20 protein-coding genes are annotated in these 18496 nt (G+C 73.8%); 14 read left to right on the forward strand and 6 right to left on the reverse strand.

Features of this window, described 5'->3' with window-relative positions; genetic code table 11:
• Positions 1-36 precede the first annotated feature (36 nt).
• Positions 37-1041 carry an NADP-dependent oxidoreductase gene (locus ACFYNO_RS12340; protein ID WP_388009640.1) on the forward strand — a complete coding sequence of 335 codons (1005 nt, stop codon included), beginning with the start codon at positions 37-39 and terminating at the stop codon, positions 1039-1041.
• Between the two features lie 60 nt (positions 1042-1101).
• Positions 1102-1728, forward strand: a complete 627-nt coding sequence (locus ACFYNO_RS12345; RefSeq protein ID WP_388009643.1) for an alpha/beta fold hydrolase — start codon at positions 1102-1104, stop codon at positions 1726-1728.
• A 171-nt stretch (positions 1729-1899) separates the two neighbouring features.
• Here the strand turns inward: ACFYNO_RS12345 and ACFYNO_RS12350 are convergent, their stop codons facing one another.
• Positions 1900-2316, reverse strand: coding sequence for a hypothetical protein (locus tag ACFYNO_RS12350; protein ID WP_388009645.1), 417 nt, complete (start codon positions 2314-2316; stop codon positions 1900-1902).
• 224 nt (positions 2317-2540) lie between these two features.
• Here ACFYNO_RS12350 and ACFYNO_RS12355 point away from each other — a divergent pair, with 224 nt between their 5' ends.
• From ACFYNO_RS12355 to ACFYNO_RS12390, 8 genes are all read left to right on the forward strand, one after another.
• Entirely contained in the window at positions 2541-3050 is a 510-nt protein-coding gene (locus ACFYNO_RS12355) for a PQQ-binding-like beta-propeller repeat protein (RefSeq protein WP_388009647.1), read from the forward strand.
• 28 nt (positions 3051-3078) lie between these two features.
• Positions 3079-4482: a dihydropyrimidinase gene (gene hydA / locus ACFYNO_RS12360; protein ID WP_388009649.1), complete on the forward strand. Its 1404-nt coding sequence runs from the start codon at positions 3079-3081 to the stop codon at positions 4480-4482.
• Positions 4483-4505: 23 nt separating this feature from the next.
• Positions 4506-5516, forward strand: coding sequence for a TIGR03842 family LLM class F420-dependent oxidoreductase (locus ACFYNO_RS12365; RefSeq protein WP_388009652.1), 1011 nt, complete (start codon positions 4506-4508; stop codon positions 5514-5516).
• 68 nt (positions 5517-5584) lie between these two features.
• Entirely contained in the window at positions 5585-6109 is a 525-nt protein-coding gene (locus ACFYNO_RS12370) for a hypothetical protein (RefSeq protein WP_388009655.1), read from the forward strand.
• A gap of 131 nt (positions 6110-6240) precedes the next feature.
• A complete protein-coding gene (locus tag ACFYNO_RS12375; RefSeq protein ID WP_388009658.1) occupies positions 6241-6534 on the forward strand; it encodes an MTH1187 family thiamine-binding protein in 294 nt (97 codons plus the stop codon).
• 166 nt (positions 6535-6700) lie between these two features.
• The gene (locus ACFYNO_RS12380; RefSeq protein ID WP_388009661.1) at positions 6701-7924 is read left to right on the forward strand and encodes a beta-ketoacyl-[acyl-carrier-protein] synthase family protein; all 1224 of its coding nucleotides are present in this window, start codon (positions 6701-6703) and stop codon (positions 7922-7924) included.
• Between the two features lie 210 nt (positions 7925-8134).
• Complete coding sequence (locus ACFYNO_RS12385) at positions 8135-8695, forward strand: hypothetical protein (protein ID WP_388009664.1); 561 nt, start codon at positions 8135-8137, stop codon at positions 8693-8695.
• A 402-nt stretch (positions 8696-9097) separates the two neighbouring features.
• Positions 9098-9847, forward strand: a complete 750-nt coding sequence (locus ACFYNO_RS12390; RefSeq protein WP_388009667.1) for a hypothetical protein — start codon at positions 9098-9100, stop codon at positions 9845-9847.
• A gap of 64 nt (positions 9848-9911) precedes the next feature.
• Here ACFYNO_RS12390 and ACFYNO_RS12395 read toward each other — a convergent pair whose 3' ends face one another.
• The 3 genes from ACFYNO_RS12395 to ACFYNO_RS12405 form a co-directional block, all read right to left on the reverse strand.
• Complete coding sequence (locus ACFYNO_RS12395) at positions 9912-10190, reverse strand: hypothetical protein (protein WP_388009669.1); 279 nt, start codon at positions 10188-10190, stop codon at positions 9912-9914.
• A 153-nt stretch (positions 10191-10343) separates the two neighbouring features.
• The gene (locus tag ACFYNO_RS12400; RefSeq protein WP_388009672.1) at positions 10344-10859 is read right to left on the reverse strand and encodes a GNAT family N-acetyltransferase; all 516 of its coding nucleotides are present in this window, start codon (positions 10857-10859) and stop codon (positions 10344-10346) included.
• Positions 10860-10920: 61 nt separating this feature from the next.
• Complete coding sequence (locus tag ACFYNO_RS12405) at positions 10921-11709, reverse strand: class I SAM-dependent methyltransferase (protein ID WP_388009675.1); 789 nt, start codon at positions 11707-11709, stop codon at positions 10921-10923.
• A 132-nt stretch (positions 11710-11841) separates the two neighbouring features.
• On the opposite strand from ACFYNO_RS12405, the gene ACFYNO_RS12410 reads away from it, so the two are divergent.
• On the forward strand, positions 11842-12804 hold the full coding sequence (locus ACFYNO_RS12410) for a DUF1152 domain-containing protein (protein ID WP_388009678.1): 963 nt from the start codon (positions 11842-11844) through the stop codon (positions 12802-12804).
• An 8-nt stretch (positions 12805-12812) separates the two neighbouring features.
• Here ACFYNO_RS12410 and ACFYNO_RS12415 read toward each other — a convergent pair whose 3' ends face one another.
• Positions 12813-13406 (reverse strand): isochorismatase family protein, encoded by a 594-nt coding sequence (locus ACFYNO_RS12415; protein ID WP_388009681.1) that lies wholly within the window; start codon positions 13404-13406, stop codon positions 12813-12815.
• A 121-nt stretch (positions 13407-13527) separates the two neighbouring features.
• Here ACFYNO_RS12415 and ACFYNO_RS12420 point away from each other — a divergent pair, with 121 nt between their 5' ends.
• Positions 13528-14511, forward strand: coding sequence for a GlxA family transcriptional regulator (locus tag ACFYNO_RS12420; protein ID WP_388009684.1), 984 nt, complete (start codon positions 13528-13530; stop codon positions 14509-14511).
• A 104-nt stretch (positions 14512-14615) separates the two neighbouring features.
• Positions 14616-16190 (forward strand): phytoene desaturase family protein, encoded by a 1575-nt coding sequence (locus ACFYNO_RS12425; RefSeq protein ID WP_388009687.1) that lies wholly within the window; start codon positions 14616-14618, stop codon positions 16188-16190.
• A 7-nt stretch (positions 16191-16197) separates the two neighbouring features.
• On the opposite strand, the gene ACFYNO_RS12430 is transcribed toward ACFYNO_RS12425, so the two are convergent.
• Positions 16198-17817: a pyridoxal-dependent decarboxylase gene (locus tag ACFYNO_RS12430; RefSeq protein WP_388009690.1), complete on the reverse strand. Its 1620-nt coding sequence runs from the start codon at positions 17815-17817 to the stop codon at positions 16198-16200.
• Between the two features lie 166 nt (positions 17818-17983).
• Here ACFYNO_RS12430 and ACFYNO_RS12435 point away from each other — a divergent pair, with 166 nt between their 5' ends.
• Positions 17984-18478, forward strand: coding sequence for an Lrp/AsnC family transcriptional regulator (locus tag ACFYNO_RS12435; RefSeq protein ID WP_388009693.1), 495 nt, complete (start codon positions 17984-17986; stop codon positions 18476-18478).
• The last annotated feature ends 18 nt before the right edge of the window (positions 18479-18496 follow it).

Consider the following 18496-nt stretch of genomic DNA (forward strand, 5'->3'; position numbering starts at 1 on the left):
TCCCCGTCCCTGTGCGGACGGGACAGGGAGACAGCGATGAAGGCCTACGTGATCGAGAAGTACGGTGACCAGTCCGCGGTGCGCGCCGCCGAGTTGCCCGATCCGGTGCCGGGCGCCGACGACGTGCTGGTCAAGATCCATGCGGCGAGCGTCAACCCGCTGGACTTCAAGATCCGCGACGGTGCCTTCAAGCGGATCCTCCCGTACCGCCTCCCTCTCGTGCTGGGCAACGACTTCGCCGGAGTGGTGGTCCAGGTCGGCTCGGCCGTCACCCGGTTCGCGGTGGGTGACCAGGTCTACGCCCGGCCCGACAAGGACCGCATCGGCACCTTCGCCGAACTCATCGCCGTCCACCAGAACGACCTGGCCCCCAAGCCGGCCACCCTCACCATGGCGGAGGCCGCCGCCCTTCCCCTGGTAGCCCTCACCTCATGGCAGGCGCTGGTCGAGAGGGCCCAGGTCCAGCCGGGCCAGAAGGTCCTGATCCACGCAGGCTCCGGCGGAGTGGGCACCGTCGCCCTCCAACTGGCCAGGCACTTGGGCGCACACGTGGCCACCACCGCGAGCGCGGCCAACGCCGCCCTGGTCAAGGAACTCGGTGCGGACGTCGTCATCGACTACCGCGCCCAGGACTTCGAGGAGGTCCTGGACGGCTACGACGTCGTCCTGGACACCCTCGGCGGCGAGACCCTGGAGAAGTCGCTGCGGGTCCTCAAGCCGGGCGGCAAGGTCATCAGCATCGCCGGGCCGCCCGACGCGGACTTCGCCCGCGAACTCGGCGCGAACCCGGTCCTGCGGCAGGCGATGAACGCGCTGAGCTTCAGGACCCGGCGCCACGCCAAGCGCCAGGGCGTGACCTACTCCTTCCTGTTCATGAAGGCCGGCGGCGACCAGCTGCGCGAACTCACCCGGCTCATCGACGCCGGAGAGATCCGCCCCGTCGTCGACCGTGTCTTCCCCTTCGAGCAGACCCTCGAGGCCATGGAGTACGCCGAGAAGGGCCGCGCCAAGGCCGGCAAGGTCGTCATCGCTATGGCGTGAGGGCCGGCCCCCGCCACACCCACCGACAGGCCCCGCCTTCCATACCCCCAGGAACCGATCATGAGCGCACCGCGACACGCCGCCCGGCGCCGGGTGATCGCCTTCGACAACCGCGGCGTCGGCGCGTCGGGCGGATCCACCCCCGACACCATCGAAACGATGGCCCGCGACGCGGTGCTGTTCATCCGACGGCTGGTGCGCAAGGTCATCCTCGCGGGCACCGGCCCCGCCGGAGGCCCCGGCATCGACAAGGTCACCGCACTCACCCTCCGGGACATCCTCAAGGGCTTCCTGACCCGCAAGGACCCCAAGCAGTTCCTCTTCTTCACCGACACCGAACACGGCCGACGCGAAGCACACGCCTTCCTGGAACGGCTGAAGGAGCGCACGGACCGCCGCGACAAGGCCATCTCGCTGAGGTCGTTCCGCGCCCAACCGAAAGCCATCCACCGATGGGGCCTCCAGCCGCCGGCCGACCTGTCCCGCATCCGCCAGCCAGTCCTGGTGGCCAACGGCGAGAGCGACCGGACGGTGCCGAGCGAGAACACCCTCGACCTCGCCGCACGGCTGCCCCAGGGTGAACTCGTCCCCCTCTACCCGGACGCCGGACACGGCGGAATCTTCCAGTTCCACGACGAGTTCGTGGCCAGGGCCCTCGCATTCCTCGAAGCACGGCCCGACGCCTGACCGCCGATGCCGCATCCCCCGCCGTCCCGGGCGCGGGCCGGGACAGGGCGGGCTCGGGGCGACGGGCAGCAAGACAGAGGTCCGGCGCCCGAGCAGGACGACGACCTGCGGTGCGGACCGCCCGGTCGGTGAGTCGACAGGTCTGCGGAAGCCGGACCAGCGTGGAAAGGATCAGGCGACGGCGATGCGGATGAGGGTGTCGCGCAACTGGCGGACGGCCACCTCGGCATCGGTGAACTGGCCGGGGGTGGGGACGACGGTGCCGAAGGCATGCCGGGGGTCGGCGGGCAGGGAGCGCCAGTGCAGGACGGGGGAGAGTGCGGTGCCGGCGTTGCCGAGAAACCAGGCGAGGTGGCCGTGGGTGCGGGCGAGGGTGATCGCCACGACGGCGAGGGCCTCGCGCAGAGCCTCCAAGCGCACAGTCTCCGGGAGGCCCTGACGATCGGTCGGCACATCGACGGCTTCGGTGAGGCCGTCGGCGACCTTGCGGGCGAGCAGCCGCTCCCCCTCCGCGACCTCCCACACCCCGTCGTGGATCTCGCGCTCAGCTTCCTCGGCCAGTTGGGCGATGCTCGTCTGGATGTCCACGGTCTGAGCCTAACTCTTGGCCCTGGTGCCCGGGGAGGGTGGTGGACGCCCCAGCCCGGCCGCCGCTTCGGCCGGCTACCCAGAGAGCACTGGCGGCCCGGCTTCGCGGGGCCCGCCCTCCGCTGGAACGATGCGGGCGGCTGCGGCCAGCGCTCCCGGTGTCGCTGCGGCCCCATGACGAACGAACGACCAGCAGAGGCCGTCCAGTTGAGCGACTCCTCCTCGTGCCGGTCTCCGGAAACCGGCTGCACATCGGCGACTTCTTCGGCAACGCCTACGCCCTCGACACCGCCACCGGCCGGCAGGAGTGGATCGCCAACACGGACGACCTGATCAACGCCATACCCGTGGTGACCGGCGACACGGTCTACCCGGGCTCCGCGGACCGCAGGGTCGACGCGCTGGACGCAGCCTCCGGCCAGGCCGGTTGGTCACATGCCACCGGTGACTTCATGGGCGCCACCTCAGTTCCGCTCTCCGTCCGCCGGTCGTCGACGCAAAGCGGCCGGGCGCGACCGCCCTCCTGCAACGACAGCCCCCGGCGGAAGGTCCGGAGCCAAGCGAGTAGCGCACTTCCCGCCACTACAGGACCGCAGCACACCGCCGGCCTTGACCCGATCCCCGCCATGCGGCGCCTCCTACCGACCACAGCCCAGGTCCGCCGGCTGCGGAATCCGCATCGCGACCCTTCGCGTGTCTGCGGGTTGCCGAGTGCCGGGAGCGGGAACCTATAAAGGTCCCGTGCCCGAGAGGAGCCAGCGAGTGACGCGGACCCTGATCAAGGGCGGCCTGGTGATCACCGCCGCCGACGAGATTCACGCTGACGTGCTGATCGAAGGCGACCGGATCGTGGCCCTCGCAGCCACCGGCAGCGACGCCGCCGAAGCCTGGACGGCCGAGACCGTCATCGACGCCACCGACCAGTACGTGATCCCGGGCGGGGTGGACGCGCACACCCACATGGAGCTGCCGTTCGGCGGCACCGCCGCCTCGGACACCTTCGAGACCGGCACCCGGGCCGCCGCCTGGGGCGGCACCACCACGATCGTCGACTTCGCGGTGCAGCCCCGGGGCGGCAGTCTGCGGGCCGGGCTGGATGCCTGGCATGCCAAGGCGGAGGGCAACTGCGCGATCGACTACGGCTTCCACACCATCGTCTCGGACGTCACCGAGCCGGTGCTGAAGGAGATGGACCTGCTCACCGACTCCGGCGAGTCCACCTCCTTCAAACTCTTCATGGCATACCCCGGCGTCTTCTACAGCGACGACGGGCGGATCCTGCGGGCCATGCAGCGGGCCGCCGGCAACGGTGCGCTGACGATGATCCACGCCGAGAACGGCCTGGCGATCGACGTGCTGGTGGAACAGGCGCTGGCGGCCGGGCGGACCGACCCGCGCTACCACGGCGAGGTGCGGCGCGAGCTGCTGGAGGCGGAGGCGGTGCACCGGGCCGTCAAGCTGGCCCAGGTGGCGGGCGCGCCGCTCTACGTGGTGCACGTGTCGGCCGGCTCGGCGCTGGCCGAGCTGGCCGCCGCCCGGGACCAGGGGCTGCCGGTGTTCGGCGAGACCTGCCCGCAGTACCTCTTCCTGGACGTGGACAAGCTGGCCGAGCCCGGTTTCGAGGGCGCCAAGTACGTCTGCTCCACCCCGCTGCGGCCGCGCGAGCACCAGGCCGAGCTGTGGAAGGGGCTGCGCACCGACGACCTCCAGGTGGTCTCCACCGACCACTGCCCGTTCTGCTTCACCGGGCAGAAGGAGCTCGGCCGCGGCGACTTCTCCAAGATCCCCAACGGGCTGCCGGGGGTGGAGGACCGGATGGACCTGCTGCACCAGGCGGTGCTGGACGGGCGGATCTCGCGGCGCCGCTGGATCGACCTGGCCTGCGCGGCGCCGGCCCGGATGTTCGGCCTCTACCCGCGCAAGGGCACCATCGCGCCCGGGGCCGACGCCGACGTGGTGGTCTACGACCCGGCCGCCGCGCACACCCTGTCCGCCGCCACCCACCACATGAACGTGGACTACTCGGCCTACGAGGGCACCCGGGTCGGCGGCGGGGTGCGGACGGTGCTCTCCCGGGGCACCGTCGTGCTGGACCGCGGCGAGTGGCGGGGGCGCGCCGGACACGGGCGGTTCCTGCGCCGGGGGACCTGTCAGTACGTCAACTGATGTTGGGAAAGGGTGGTGCGCCGATGGACGTCGGACTCGTCCTGCAGACCGATCCGCCGGGCAGTCTGGTGGTGGAGCGGATGTGCCGTGCGGAGGCCGCCGGGTTCAGCCACGGCTGGACCTTCGACTCCTGCGTGCTCTGGCAGGAACCGTTCGTCATCTACAGCCAGATCCTGGCGCGGACCAGCCGGCTGACGGTGGGTCCGATGGTGACCAACCCGGCCACCCGCAGCTGGGAGGTGACCGCCTCGCTCTTCGCCACGCTGAACGAGATGTTCGGCAACCGGACGGTCTGCGGGATCGGGCGCGGCGACTCGGCCCAGCGGGTGGCGGGGCGCAAGCCGGCCACCCTGGCCAGGCTGGGCGAGGCGATGCACGTGATCAAGGAGCTGGCGGAGGGCCGCAGCGTCGAGCTGGACGGCACCGAGCTGCACCTGCCCTGGGTGCGGGACGGCCGGCTGCCGGTCTGGATGGCCGCCTACGGCCCCCGGGCGCTGGAGCTGACGGGGCGCCAGGCCGACGGCTTCATCCTGCAGCTGGCCGATCCGTACCTGACCGAGTACATGGTGAAGGCGGTCCGGGCGGCGGCCGCGGCGGCCGGGCGGGATCCGGCCTCGGTGCGGATCTGCGTGGCCGCGCCGGCGTACGTCACGGCCGACGACTCGCCCGCCGCGCTGGCGCACGCCCGCGAGCAGTGCCGCTGGTTCGGCGGGATGGTCGGCAACCACGTGGCGGACCTGGTGCGGCACTACGGCGAGCACTCCGACCTGGTGCCGGAGGAGCTGACCGAGTACATCAAGGGCCGGCAGGGCTACGACTACGCGCACCACGGGCGGGCCGGGAACCCGGACACCGCCTTCGTGCCGGACGCGATCGTGGACCGGTTCTGCCTGATCGGCCCGGTCGCGGCGCAGCTGGCCCGGCTGGAGCGGCTGCGGGAGCTGGGTGTGGACCAGTTCGCCGTGTACGCGATGCACGACGCGATCGAGGCCACCATCGACGCCTACGGCGCGGAGGTGATCCCCCGGCTCTAGGGAGTGTCTTCGGCGGCGGCGGGTTGACGGGGCGTCGCCTCCGGGGCGGTCGGCTCGTTGCACCCGCCGTGGACTACCGAAACACCGCCGCGGCGCTGGCCGGGCTGGCCCTGGCGGCGGGCCTGGCGCTGACCGGCTGTGCCGAGCAACTGCCGCCCGCCGGGCCGATGGTCAGCCTGGTCAGCCCGAGCCCGTCGCTCTCCCCCGGCGCGCCCACGCCCGGCGCGCCGGGGCGGGCGGCCGTGCAGCAGGGCACGGCGCCGCTGCCGCCGCCGTCCGGGGCCGTGCCGGAGCACGGCTCGGCGGAGGTGGAGGCGGCCGAGGTGCCGGCCGGGCCCTCGGCGGCGGCCGGCTCGCCCGCCGGGCCCGTCCGGCCCTCCGCCCGCCCGCATCCGGCGCCGCCACCGCGGCAGCCCGCGCCCGCGGCGCCGGTCCCGGGGCAGCCGGCCGCTCCGCAGCAGGTGCCCCGGCGGCCCTCCCCCGCGCCCGGGCCGGCCGAGGGCTCCGGCATGTGCGCGCTGGCCGAGCAGTACGGGCAGCTGACGCCGGGGTCCGAGCAGGAGCGGCTCTGCCGGGGTGTCTACGGCGGCTGACGGGCTGACGGGCCAACAGGCTGACGGGCTGACGGGCCGTGGCTCAGCCGGTCTGCCGGGATTGACGGCGCGTCGGGCGGGCCTGTGGCAGCATGGCGCGCAGGAGTCCGGCCGCCGAGGGAGAGCCGCTCATGATCGCCGCGTTCAGCGTCACCCCGATCGGGATCGGCGAGGAGGTCGCCGAGGCCGTGGCCGCCGCCGTGAAGGTGGTCCGGGCCAGCGGCCTGCCGCACCGGACCGATGCGATGTTCACCTCGGTCGAGGGCGACTGGGACGAGGTGATGGCGGTGATCAAGGAGGCGGTGGAGGCCGTCAAGCCGTTCGCCAACCGGGTCAGCACGGTGATCAAGATCGACGACCGGGGCGGGGTCACCGACGGCCTGACCCGCAAGATGGCCTCGCTGGAGCGCCGTCTGACCGACTGACCGTCCACCCACTATTGTCGGGTCCCCACAACTCCAGCGCCGGGAAATCGACCGGGCCAAGCATGACGATCACCCCAACTCGCTTGTCACAGTGGTCGCACGAACAGACGCCCGGCAGCACGCCGTGGCGTCCGGTAGTGAACCGCGGACAACGAGGTGGGGCTGGATGAGGTTCTCTGGGGTGGCGGCGACGGTGACCGGGCTCGGTGCCACCACGCCGCTGGGCGGCGATGTGCCCAGCACCTGGGCGGCGATGCTGGCCGGGGAGTCCGGTGCGAGCGTGGCGCAGGACGAGTGGGCGCAGGGGCTGCCCGCCAGAGTGGTGTCGCGGGCCAAGGTGGACCCGTCCGAGGTGCTGGACCGGATCCGGGCCCGCAAGCTGGACCGCTGCCAGCAGTTGGCGCTGATCGCCGCCCGGGAGGCCTGGGCCGACGCGGGCTCGCCCGAGGTGGCGCCGGAGCGGCTGGCCGTGGTGATCGGCACCGGGACGGGCGGAGCGCTCACCCTGCTCGGCCAGGACGACGTGCTGGAGGCCTCCGGGCCGCGCAAGGTCTCCCCGCACACCGTGCCGATGCTGATGGCGAACGGCTCGGCCGCCCAGGTCAGCATCGAGTTCGGCGCCAGGGCCGGGGCGTTCACCCCGGTCAGCGCCTGCGCCTCCGGGGCCGAAGCGCTCTCGATGGCGCTCGACCTGATCCGGCTCGGCCGGGCCGACGTGGTGATCGCGGGCGGCACCGAGGCGCTGATCCACCCACTGCCGCTGGCCGCCTTCGGCCAGGCCAAGGCGCTGACCACCCGCAACGAGGACCCGAAGCGGGCCTCCCGGCCCTTCGACACCGACCGGGACGGCTTCGTCTTCGCCGAGGGCTCGGCGCTGCTGGTGCTGGAGAGCCCGGAGTTCGCGGCGGCCCGGGGCGCCCGGGTGCACGCCCGGCTGGCCGGCTCGGGGATAAGCTCCGACGCCTACCACATCACGGCGGGCAGCCGGGAGGGGCAGGTCCGGGCGATCCGGCTGGCGCTGGAGTCGGCCGGGCTGTCGCCGCAGGAGATCGACCTGGTGCACGCGCACGCCACCTCCACCGACCTGGGCGACCTGGCGGAGGCCGAGTCGGTCACCGAGGCGATCGGCAGCCACCCGGCGGTGACGGCCACCAAGTCGATGACCGGTCACCTGATGGGCGGGGCCGGGTCGCTGGGCGCGCTGGCCACGGTGCTGGCGCTGCGCGAGCAGGTGGTGCCGGCCACCATCAACCTGGAGCGGCAGGACCCGCGGGTGAAGCTGGACATCGTGACCGGCGGCCCGCGCCGGGGCAGTTACCGGGCGGCGCTGGCGAACTCCTTCGGGTTCGGCGGGCACAACGTGTCGCTGGTCTTCACCACGGCGGGCTGAGGCGGCGTCAGGCGGTCGGCCCCGCTGCGGCGGCGGGGCCGACGGCGTTCCGGCGGGGCCGGCGGCCGGCGGCGTTCCGGCGCGCGCTACGCGCGTCACCGACTGTTAACCGGCTGCCCCCTTCAGCCGTGGGTGCCGCACTGATGTCATGGACGCATCGAACCCGGCTTCCCGAGACCGGGCCCCACTCCTGGAGCTCCCATGCCTTCGATGAACCGCCGTCTCAGCGCGGCCGGCACCGCCCTCACCGCGGCGCTGGCGCTCGGCGCCCTCGCGCCCGTCGCGCACGCCGCCCCGGCCCTCGCCACCCCGGCCGCCACCGCCGCGGCCACCTGCTCGCAGGACTACCTGCCGCTGCCCGACCCGTCCTGCACCCCGGGCGCGCTCAACCCCTCCGTCACCCAGGCCACCATAGGCTCCACCATCTGCGTCTCCGGCTGGACCGCCACCATCCGCCCCTCGACCACCTACACCAACAGGCTGAAGGCGCAGGGGATCATCGCCTACGGCTACTCCGACACCTTGATGTCGGACTACGAGGAGGACCACTTCATCCCGCTGGAGCTGGGCGGTTCGCCGACCTCTCCGCTCAACCTGTGGCCGGAGCCGCGCTACACGACCGACAGCTCGGGCGGCACCTCGTACACCAAGGACGGCGTCGAGAACAAGCTGAAGACCGCGGTCTGCAACGGCACCGTCGCCCTGGCGGACGCGCAGAACGCCATCGCCAGCGACTGGACCACCGCGCTCTCGAGCCTCGGCCTGGGCTGACCAGGTGTCAGATCCCGGTCCGCGCGGCGGTGCGCCCGCGGACCGGGCCCGCACCGGGCGACGCTGGACGGCATGCGAGCGGACGGCGGCGGGGCAGCGCCGAGGAAAGCGGTGCCGAGGAGTGCGCTGCCACGGAGAGCGGTGCTCTCGGTTGTGATCGGCGCTCTCGCCGGCTGCGAGTCCGGCGCGCCGAAGCCCGCAGGCTCGGCGGCGACCGCCGCCTCGGCTTCTCCCTCGCCGTCTCCCTCGCCGTCTCCCTCCTCACCGTCTCTCTCGGCTTCTCCCTCGCCCTCTGGCTCCCCTCCTGCTTCGCCTGCTCCGTCGGCGACGCTGCCCGCCACCACCGCCTGGTCCCCCGGCCCCGGTGAGCTCCAACCCGACGTCAAGCTGCGGGCCGCGCAGGTGGTCGAGGCGATCGGCGCCTGGCCGCCGGGGCAGTCCGGCAGCGCCGCGGCCCGGTCCCGGGTGGCCGCCCTCGGCGGCGTGGACCCGGCGCTGGTCGGTCAGGCCGGCCCGCTGCTGCCGGACGCCGCGCAGGCCGCGCTGCAGGTGGTCTACGCCCAGTACGGCGGCATCCTCGCCGACTCGGCCAGCGTGCTGGTGGTCTGCGAGCAGTGGACCCCGCAGGGCGCCGGCGGCACCACCGTGGACGTCCGGCTGAGCAGCGCCGCCCCGCGCTGGACCGTCACCGCCCTGCACCCCGCCGAACCCGGCCCGCCCGCCGCCGCCCTCAGCGACCCCGCCCGCCAAGTGCTCGCCTCCGACCGCATCCACCTGCCGCCCGCCGCCCACGCCGACGTGGCGAGCGGTCGGATCCACGACACCGCGCTCCAGGCGATGCTGACGCTGGCCCGGCAGTACACCCTGGACATCAGCGTGGTCCGCTCCGGCCACCCGCTGGACGTCTTCGGCACCGCCCGCCCCAGCGACCACCCGCTGGGCCGCGCCTTCGACGTCTGGCGCATCAACGGCCGGCCGGTGGTCGACCCGGCCACCCCCCATGACCTGGTGGACGGCTTCATGCGCGCCGCCGCCGCGGCGGGCTCCTACAACGTGGGCGGCCCACGGCAGTTGAGCGGCGGCAGCACGCCCAACCAGTTCTTCAGCGACGACACCCACCACGACCACGTCCACGTGGGCTTCGACTCCTAGGGGCGCCGCTGGGGGTGTCCGCCAGCCGGCGCGGTCGGCGGACGCCCCCAGCGGCGCCGCCCGGTCACTCGCCCCGGCGGCGGGACTTGGCGGGCGGCTCGTCCATCACCTCGGGGTTGGCCATGAAGCTCAGCACATGCCCGCACCCCCGGCAGGCCATCGCCTCGATCCGCGACTTCCGCGCGAACAGCTTGCGCGCCACGTGCACCCGCACACTCAGACCGCTCACCTCGTGCGTCGGCCCGAGCTCCACCTGACGCAGCTCGCCCCCGCAGAGCGGACACCCGGCCGGCGGCCGGAAGGTCGTCCCGTCGTCCCGCCACTGGCTGTCGTCGTCCTGCATCCCGCACCCCCGTCGTCTCGGCCATCGATCCTGATGCAGGCTAGCCCGGCCCCGACCTCCCCGGACAGCGGGGTGCGACGAAACGTCGGCCACCGAAGGACCACCGGTGGGAGACGCCCGGGTGAACCCGATCGGACGGCCGGGCGGCGCCGGTTACGCCAGTTCCTCCGCCAGCAGATCCATCAGCAACCCGTCGTGCCACTCCCCCTCCGCGCCCCGCTCGTAGCGGCGCAGCACGCCGACCGGGCGGAAGCCGACCTTGGTGTAGCAGGCGATGGCGGGGGCGTTGTCGGCGGCCGGGTCGATGGTGAGGCGGTGGTGGCCGTGGTCGGCGATCAGGTGGCGGGCCAGGGTGCGGACCGCGTCGGTGCCCAGCCCCTGGCCGTGGACCGCCGGGTCGAGGTAGAGGTCGATGCTGGCGTGCCGGTAGTCGGGCTCGTTCTCCTGCGCCCACTGGATCGCGCCGACCACCCGGCCGTCCAGCAGCACCGCGAAGGTCTGCTCCCCCGGGTCCGACAGCTCCTCCGCCACCGTGGCCGCCAGGTCCGGGCCGCCGCGCCAGCGCCGGTAGACCTCCGGGGTGCCGCGGATCTCCGCCAGCGCGGCCACGTCCCCGGCCTCGGCCGGGCGCAGCACCACCTGTGCCCCGTGCAGTGTCGGCACGTCCATGGCGCCCGCTCCTCGCGCTCGGCTCGACTCCCGGTGGCCTCCAGTCAACCACCGCGGCGGTTCAGTCGCCCGGATCCCCCACACGCGGGTCGCGGCCACCCGCCGCCCGCAGCACCAGCAGGTCCATCCAGCTCACCGCCGGCTCGGCCGCCTCGCGGCGCCCCGCCTCCCGCAACCGGGCCAGCCCGGCGGCGTACTGCTCGGCGCTGAGCCCCCGCAGTTTGCTGTCGCTGTCCTGGCGCAGCCGGTCCGCGTACTCCGTCAGCGTCGCCGCGCTGTGCTGCGGCACGGCGGTCAGCGAGACCCGGCGGAACCCCGCGGCGGCGAAGGCCGCGCTCACCGCCTCGGGCGTCGGGTAGTGCGCGATCCCCGCCGCCGTCTCGGGGAAGAACCGCACCCGCAGGTCGCGGTCGGCGCGGCCCGGGAAGAGGTTGCGGATCAGCACGGGCGCGCCGGGGCGCAGGACCCGGCGCAGTTCGCGGGCGGTGGCGCCGAGGTCGGTGAGGTGGTGCAGCACCGAGCCGAGCCAGGCCGCGTCGGCGCAGGCGTCCGGCAGCGGCAGGGCCTCGCCGCGGCCGGCCAGGACCTCGATCCGCTCGTCGGCGGGGATCAGCGCCCGCATCGCGGCGGCGGGTTCGACGGCCAGCACCCGGACGTCGAACCAGTCGCGGAACGCGGCGGCGAAGGCGCCGGTGCCCGCGCCGAGGTCGAGCACCGTCCGCCCGGGGCGCAGCCCGTCCGCGCCGGCCGCCGCCAGCGCCTCCCGCCAGGCGGACAGGCCCGCGCGCGGCACTTCGCGCGCGGCGCGGTACTGCTCCGCGATGCGCTGGTCGTACTCGATCCCGGCCATGTCCGACTCCCCCTCAGCTGACGCCTGTTCACCCGGACGCTAGCCGCGGTTCGCCGGGCGGCGCGCGGAGCATCCACGGTGCGGACGGAATCCTCGTTGTCCCCGCACCCGCTCCGCGGCTAGCTTCGACGGATGCCCTCCCTCTTCGAGCCTGCGCTGCTCACCCGCCTGAAAGCCGCCGACCGCATCCTGATCGCGGGCGCGGGCGGCGGTTTCGACGTCTACGGCGGCCTGCCGCTGGCCCTCGCGCTGCGGGCGGCGGGCAAGGAGGTCCACTTGGCGAACCTGTCGTTCAGCCACCTCTACGGCCTGGACGCCGAGGTCTGGGAGGCGCCCGAGCTGGCCCGGATCACGCCCGAGACCCGGTCCGCCGAGCGCTACTTCCCCGAGCGGACGCTGGCCCGCTGGCTCCGGCTGCACGGGATGCCGGACACCGTCTGGGCGTTCGCCCCGGTCGGGGTGCAGCCGCTGCGTGCCGCCTACCGGGAGCTGGTCGAGCGGCTGGGGATCGACGCGATCCTGCTGGTGGACGGCGGCACGGACATCCTGATGCGCGGCGACGAGGCCGGGCTCGGCACGCCCGAGGAGGACATGGCCAGCCTCGCCGCCGTCGCCGGTCTGCCGCAGGTGCCGGAGCGCCTGGTCGCCTGCCTGGGCTTCGGCGTGGACGCCTACCACGGCGTCAACCACACCCTGGTGCTGGAGAACCTGGCCGCGCTCGACCGGGCGGGCGGCTACCTGGGCGCCTTCTCCATCCCGCGCGACTCCCGCGAGGGCGCGCTCTACCTGGACGCCGTCGCCCACGCCCGGGACGCCTGCCCGGAGCACCCGAGCATCGTGCACGGCTCGGTGGCGGCGGCGCTGGAGGGGCGGTTCGGCGACGTCCGGTTCACCGAGCGGACCAGGAACAGCGAGCTGTTCGTCAACCCGCTGATGACGCTCTACTTCTCCGTCACGGTCGAGGCGCTGGCCGCCCGCCACTGCTACCTGGAGCGGCTGGAGCGCACCCAGCTCATGCGGCAGGTCGCCACGGTGATCGCGGACTTCCGGGACGGGGCAGGCCCGCTGCGCCCGCCCCGGATGTTCCCGCACTAGCGGACGGTTCAGCCCAGCTCGTCCGCCGTCGGCACCACCACGGCGTACAGGTCGCCGATGGTGGCCAGCGCGGCGCGGTGCAGCTGGTCGGCCGTCAGCCCCTCGCCGGCCGCGCTCGCCAGCGGGCGGGTGGCGCAGGCGTCGGCGACCACGGTCGGGCGGTTGCCGCGCAGGAAGGCGCCGGCCGCCGTGAAGGCCACGCACATGTGGGTCATGAAGCCGGCGATCACCACGTCCTTGCGGCCGGCCGCGTCCAGCTGCTCGGCCAGGTCGGTGCCGTGGAAGGCGTCCGGCGCCTGCTTGACCACCACCGGCTCGCCCTCGAGCGGCGCCACGCTCGGGTGGATCGCGCCGATCTCGGCGCGGATGTCGTACGGGGTGCCCTCGCCGCCGTCGTTGACCACGTGGATCACGGCGGCGCCGGCCGCCCGGGCCCGGGCGAGCAGGTCGGCGGCGGCATCCAGCGCGGCCCGCCAGCCGTCCAGCTCCAGCACACCGGTGGTGTAGGTGTTCTGGTAGTCCACCAGGACCAGCGTGGCACCGGCCAGGGCCGCGGGTGCCTGGTCGAGGCCGCTGAGCTCGCGCAGGGTGGTCGAAGACATGGGTGTACCGCCTCGGATGTGTGTCGGGGTCCGGTCTTGCCGGCACCAGGAACGCTAGGGCCGCGGCCGAAGTGTCGGCAATGCCGTCTAACATGCAGAAACCGACATCGGAGGAGCGCGGGTGGACGAGGTCAGCAGGCTGATCGTGGTGGTGCTCTTCGAGGGCGTGGACCTGCTCGACGTGACCGGGCCACCCGAGGTGTTCTCGCTGGTCCAGCGCGAGAGCCGGGACCTGACGGGCTACCGGGTCCGGCTGGCCGCCGCCACCATGGAGCCGGTGACCACGGCGGCCGGGGTCCGGGTGCTGCCCGACACCACCTTCGCCGAGGCGGTCGCCGGGCCGATCGACACCCTGCTGGTGCCCGGTGCGGTAGTGGTGGATGAGGAGCGCCGGGTGCACCCGGTGGCCGATCCGGCGGTGGTCGACTGGGTGCGCCGGCTGGCCGGGCGCAGCCGGCGGGTCGCCTCGGTCTGCGTCGGCGCGCACCTGCTGGCCGCCGCCGGGCTGCTGGACGGCAAGCGGGCCACCACCCACTGGTCCACGGCGCAGCGGCTGGCCGCCGACTTCCCGGCCGTGGAGGTGGACGCCGATCCGATCTTCATCCGCTCCGGCGAGGTCTGGACCGGCGCCGGGATCAGCGCCTGCCTGGACCTGGCGCTCGCGCTGGTCGCCGAGGACTTCGGCGAGACGATGGCGCTGCGGGTGGCCCGGCAGCTCGTGATGTACCTCAAACGGCCGGGCGGGCAGAGCCAGTTCAGCGTGCCGCTGGAGCCGGTGTCGACCACCCGGCGGATCGAGGAGCTGCGGCTGCACATCCAGCGCAACCTCGACCAGCCGCTCACCGTGCCGGAGTTGGCCGCCCAGGCGCATGTCGGCGAGCGGCAGCTGACCCGGATCTTCAAGCAGGAGCTGGGCCTGACCCCGAGCGCCTACGTGGAGTCGGCCCGGGTCGAACGGGCCCGGCAGCAGTTGGAGTCGACCGATGCCACGCTGGAACGGATCGCCGGCAGCTGCGGGTTCGGCACCACGGACACCCTGGTCCGGGCGTTCCGCCGGGTGCTGGACAGCACGCCGACGGAGTACCGGCAGCGGTTCCGGCTCTGACGGACGAAGGCGGCGGGCGGCAGCCGGCGCCTTGATGGCGGCCGCGGAGCTGCCGGCGGGCGCGGTGCATTCCCGTGAGCCGCACGGTGCCGTAGCGTGGCGGGATGAGCGCTGAGGCGGCGGTGCGGTACGACGTGGTGATCGTCGGGGCCGGGCACAACGGGCTGGTGGCGGCGGCCTACCTGGCGCGGGCCGGGCAGCGGGTGCTGGTGCTGGAACGGCTGCCGCAGGTCGGCGGCGCGGCGGTCTCCACCCGGGCCTTTCCCGGGGTGGACGTCCGGCTCTCCCGCTACTCCTACCTGGTGAGCCTGCTCCCGCACCGGCTCGTGCGGGACCTCGGCCTCCGGCTGGAGCTGCGCCGCCGGCGGATCTCCTCCTACACGCCGACCGTCCGCGACGGCAAGCCCACCGGCCTCCTGGTGGACGCGGGCGACCCGGCCCGCACCCGCGCGTCCTTCCGCACCCTCACCGGCTCGGACCGCGAGTGGGAGGCCTGGCAGCGCTTCTACGCGATGACCGGCGAGGTGGCCCGGCGCGTCTTCCCCACCCTGACCGAACCGCTGCCCACCCGCTCCGAGCTGCGCCGCCTGGTCGCCGACGAGGCGGCCTGGGCGGCCCTGTTCGAGCGTCCGCTGGGCGAGGCGGTGGAGTCCGCCTTCGCCGACGACCTGGTGCGCGGCGTGGTGCTGACCGACGCGCTGATCGGCACCTTCAGCCACCCGCACGACCCGGCGCTGCGGCAGAACCGCTGCTTCCTCTACCACGTGATCGGCAACGGCACCGGCGACTGGGACGTCCCGGTCGGCGGCATGGGCGCGGTGACGGACGCGCTGGCCGAGGCCGCCCGGGCCGCCGGCGCCGAGCTGCGCACCGGCTGCGAGGTCACCGCGATCGCCACCGACGGCAGCACCGAGGCGGAGGTGACGTACCGTCAGGCGGACACGGAGGCGCGGGCGGCAGCCCGCCGGGTGCTGGTGAACGCCGCCCCCGCCGTGCTCTCCCGGCTGCTCGGCGAGCAGCCCGGCCCCGCCCCGGAGGGCGCCCAGCTCAAGGTCAACATGGTGCTGCGCCGCCTCCCGCGCCTGCTGGACCCGGCCGCCGATCCGCGCGAGGCCTTCGCCGGCACCTTCCACATCGCCGAGGGCTACCGGCAGTTGACCACGGCCCACCGGGAGGCCGAGTCCGGCCGGCTGCCCTCGGCGCCGCCCTCGGAGATCTACTGCCACACCCTGACCGATCCGTCGATCCTCGGCCCCGAGGCGGTCCGGCAGGGCCTGCACACCCTGACGCTCTTCGGACTCCAGCTGCCCGCCCGGCTGTTCGCCGATCCCGCCGCCAAGGAGCGGGCCCTGGCGGCGAGTCTGGCCGAGCTGGACCGGGTGCTGGCCGAGCCGATCGCCGACTGCCTCGCGCTGGACGCCGAGGGGCGGCCGTGCCTGGAGGCGAAGACCCCGCCGGAGCTGGAGCGGGAGATCGGCCTGCCGGGCGGCCACATCTTCCACCGCGACCTGGCCTTCCCGTTCCGCGAGGAGGACGGGGACGAGAACCCGGCCGCCCGCTGGGGCGTGGCCACCGGCCACCGCACCGTGCTGCTCTGCGGCGCGGGCGCGGTGCGCGGCGGCGGGGTCAGCGGCATCCCTGGGCACAACGCGGCCCGGGCGGTCCTCGAAGATCTCTGACGGCCCGTCAGACCGACTGCCGCAGGACCGGATCCCCGGCCAGGTCGGCGAGCAGTGCGTCCAGCTTGGCCCGGTCCACCGAGGGCATCACGAAGACGTGCACATAGCTGCGCCGGGTGGACTCGTCGCCGGGCACGGTGAGCACGTCCTGGCAGGAGAGCGACCACTTGGCCACCAGCTCCGCGCTGGGCTTGCGGAACCGCACGGTGACGGCGCCCGGGCTGCGGGCGGGCCAGAGCTCGGTGCCGGTGCGCAGCTCCAGCTCGCGCAGGCCGCGCTCCAAGTGGTCGGCGAGCTCCCGCGCTTCGCGGATCCGGGCGACCTGGTCGCGGTGCGAGTGGCGGGAGAGGTGGTTCCAGAGCACCAGCGGCGAGAAGCCGTTGCGGGAGCCGGCGAAGGTGGTGTCGGGCGCCCCGGTGTAGTCGGGCTGGGAGGGCGGCGAGATCTGGTACTTGACCTTGGTCATGTAGATGCCGCAGGGCCAGGGCGCGCCGGGCCACTTGTGGCCGCTCATCGCGATCGAGGAGACCATGTCGACCCCGTCCACGGTGAGTCCGAAGTCGAACTCGGGGACGGCCGGCTCCGGCGTCCAGCCGTGCGCCGGGTCCTCGGCGGCCAGCCGCAGGAACGGCGCGTAGCCGGCGCCGAGCGCGCCGTCCACGTGGATCCAGAAGCCTCGCCGCAGGTCGCCCGACCCGCCATCGCCGTGGGTGACCTGACGGCTGATCAGGCCGTGCTCCCGGAAGATCGGCAGCAGCCGCTCGCAGACCGCCCGGACGTCGTCGTGCGCGCCCTTGAAGGTGCTGCCGAGGTTGAGGTTGACGAAGACGGGGTGCCCCTTGGCGGCGAAGAACTCGACCAGCACGGCGAGCGCGTCGACGTCGATCTCGCCGGGCCCGTCCCAGGAGCGCCCGGACGGCCCGGGCTTGGAGGGCACCTCGGCGGGCCAGTCACGGCGGCCGGTGGCCGGGTCGGTGAGCGGGCACTCGTCGGGGTAGCGCTCGGTCCCGACGGTGTGGAAGTTCTCCACGCCGAGCACCCGGACCGCCTTGGCGAAGGAGTAGTGGGTGTCCTCGGAGTAGAAGGCGACCGGGTGGTAGGCGTTCGGGTTGTTCCGGTCGGGCCGGGCCCGGACCTGGCGGGGCAGGTCGTACGGCGGCGCCGAGGGCCGGATCAGCGCCTTGCCGCTGAGGTAGTCCCGGGCGTTCCAGAGCGCGTACATGTTGCCCTCCGTGGAGCCCATCGAGAGCATGTAGCCCCAGTAGGACTCGGGGTCGGCCGGGTCGTGCGGGCCGTTGGCCCGCCAGAGGTCCGCGTAGTGGTCGAGCACCGCGCGCTCGACCACCTTGGTGTTGGGCTTGTAGCCGCCGGACTGGAACGGGTCGCCGAGGTTGTTGATGTTGTTCGGCATGAACCGGGCCAGGTCCAGTGCACTGCCGTCCAGCTCCTGGGTGGCCTGGAAGCCGACCAGGTGGCGGCGCTTGCGGCTGAGGTACTCGTCCACCCGGTTGAGCACCCGCAGGCGCTGGTCCTCGGTCAGTCCGGTGCTCGGGAGTGTGAAGTCGGCGGGGTCGAGTTCCGGCTCCGGAGCGGGAGCGGTGGGCACGGCGGTGGGACTGCTGGGCACGGTGGCTCTCCGGGGCGCTCGGACGGCGGCGGGCCGGCGGAGGGTTCGCCGGCCCGCGGCCAGGATGGAACCCCGCGGCCGCTGGCGGAAGACGATCCGAATATCATTCGGCAGATCGGCGGAAGACCGTTCGATCCGACCGGAACGGCAGGGGGCGTCGGGGGCAGTGCCGAACAATCCGCAGGGCCGAGCGGCGGCCGTCGACCAGGTGGACCGGGCGATCATCCGGGCCCTGGCCGACAACGCCCGGCTGCCCAACAACGCGCTCGCCGCCGCGGTCGGGATCGCCCCGTCGACCTGCCTGGCCCGGGTCCGCTCGCTGCAGGAGCGGGGAGTGATCCGCGGCTTCCGGGCCGAGGTGGACCCGGCGGCGATCGGGCTGCCGCTGCAGGCGATGATCTCGGTGCGGCTGCGGGCCCACACCCGGGAGCAGAACGAGAGCTTCCGCTCCACCGCCCCCGACCTGCCCGGGGTGCTCGCGGTCTTCCACATGGCGGGCTCGGACGACTACCTGCTGCACGTGGGCGTGGCCGGCCCGGAGGGGCTGCGCGATTTCGTGGTGGACAACCTGACCACCCACCCGGCGGTGGCGCAGACCCGGACCAACCTCATCTTCGAGCAGATCGCCGGCCGCCACTACCTGGATCCGCCGGCCCGCTGACACCGGTACCCGGTGCAC

Origin of the sequence: Kitasatospora sp. NPDC006697, assembly GCF_042869935.1 — a bacterium.
In the GTDB taxonomy this organism is placed as follows: domain Bacteria; phylum Actinomycetota; class Actinomycetes; order Streptomycetales; family Streptomycetaceae; genus Kitasatospora.

Bases quoted from the DNA above. Each gene is read 5' to 3' on its own strand.
- ACFYNO_RS12380 (WP_388009661.1), top strand. From the start codon at position 6,701: ATGAGGTTCTCTGGGGTGGCGGCGACGGTGACCGGGCTCGGTGCCACC.
- ACFYNO_RS12340 (WP_388009640.1), top strand. From the start codon at position 37: ATGAAGGCCTACGTGATCGAGAAGTACGGTGACCAGTCCGCGGTGCGC.
- ACFYNO_RS12405 (WP_388009675.1), bottom strand. From the start codon at position 11,709: ATGGCCGGGATCGAGTACGACCAGCGCATCGCGGAGCAGTACCGCGCC.
- ACFYNO_RS12415 (WP_388009681.1), bottom strand. From the start codon at position 13,406: ATGTCTTCGACCACCCTGCGCGAGCTCAGCGGCCTCGACCAGGCACCC.
- ACFYNO_RS12345 (WP_388009643.1), top strand. From the start codon at position 1,102: ATGAGCGCACCGCGACACGCCGCCCGGCGCCGGGTGATCGCCTTCGAC.
- ACFYNO_RS12385 (WP_388009664.1), top strand. From the start codon at position 8,135: ATGAACCGCCGTCTCAGCGCGGCCGGCACCGCCCTCACCGCGGCGCTG.
- ACFYNO_RS12400 (WP_388009672.1), bottom strand. From the start codon at position 10,859: ATGGACGTGCCGACACTGCACGGGGCACAGGTGGTGCTGCGCCCGGCC.
- ACFYNO_RS12395 (WP_388009669.1), bottom strand. From the start codon at position 10,190: ATGCAGGACGACGACAGCCAGTGGCGGGACGACGGGACGACCTTCCGG.
- ACFYNO_RS12375 (WP_388009658.1), top strand. From the start codon at position 6,241: ATGATCGCCGCGTTCAGCGTCACCCCGATCGGGATCGGCGAGGAGGTC.
- ACFYNO_RS12425 (WP_388009687.1), top strand. From the start codon at position 14,616: ATGAGCGCTGAGGCGGCGGTGCGGTACGACGTGGTGATCGTCGGGGCC.
- ACFYNO_RS12365 (WP_388009652.1), top strand. From the start codon at position 4,506: ATGGACGTCGGACTCGTCCTGCAGACCGATCCGCCGGGCAGTCTGGTG.
- ACFYNO_RS12410 (WP_388009678.1), top strand. From the start codon at position 11,842: ATGCCCTCCCTCTTCGAGCCTGCGCTGCTCACCCGCCTGAAAGCCGCC.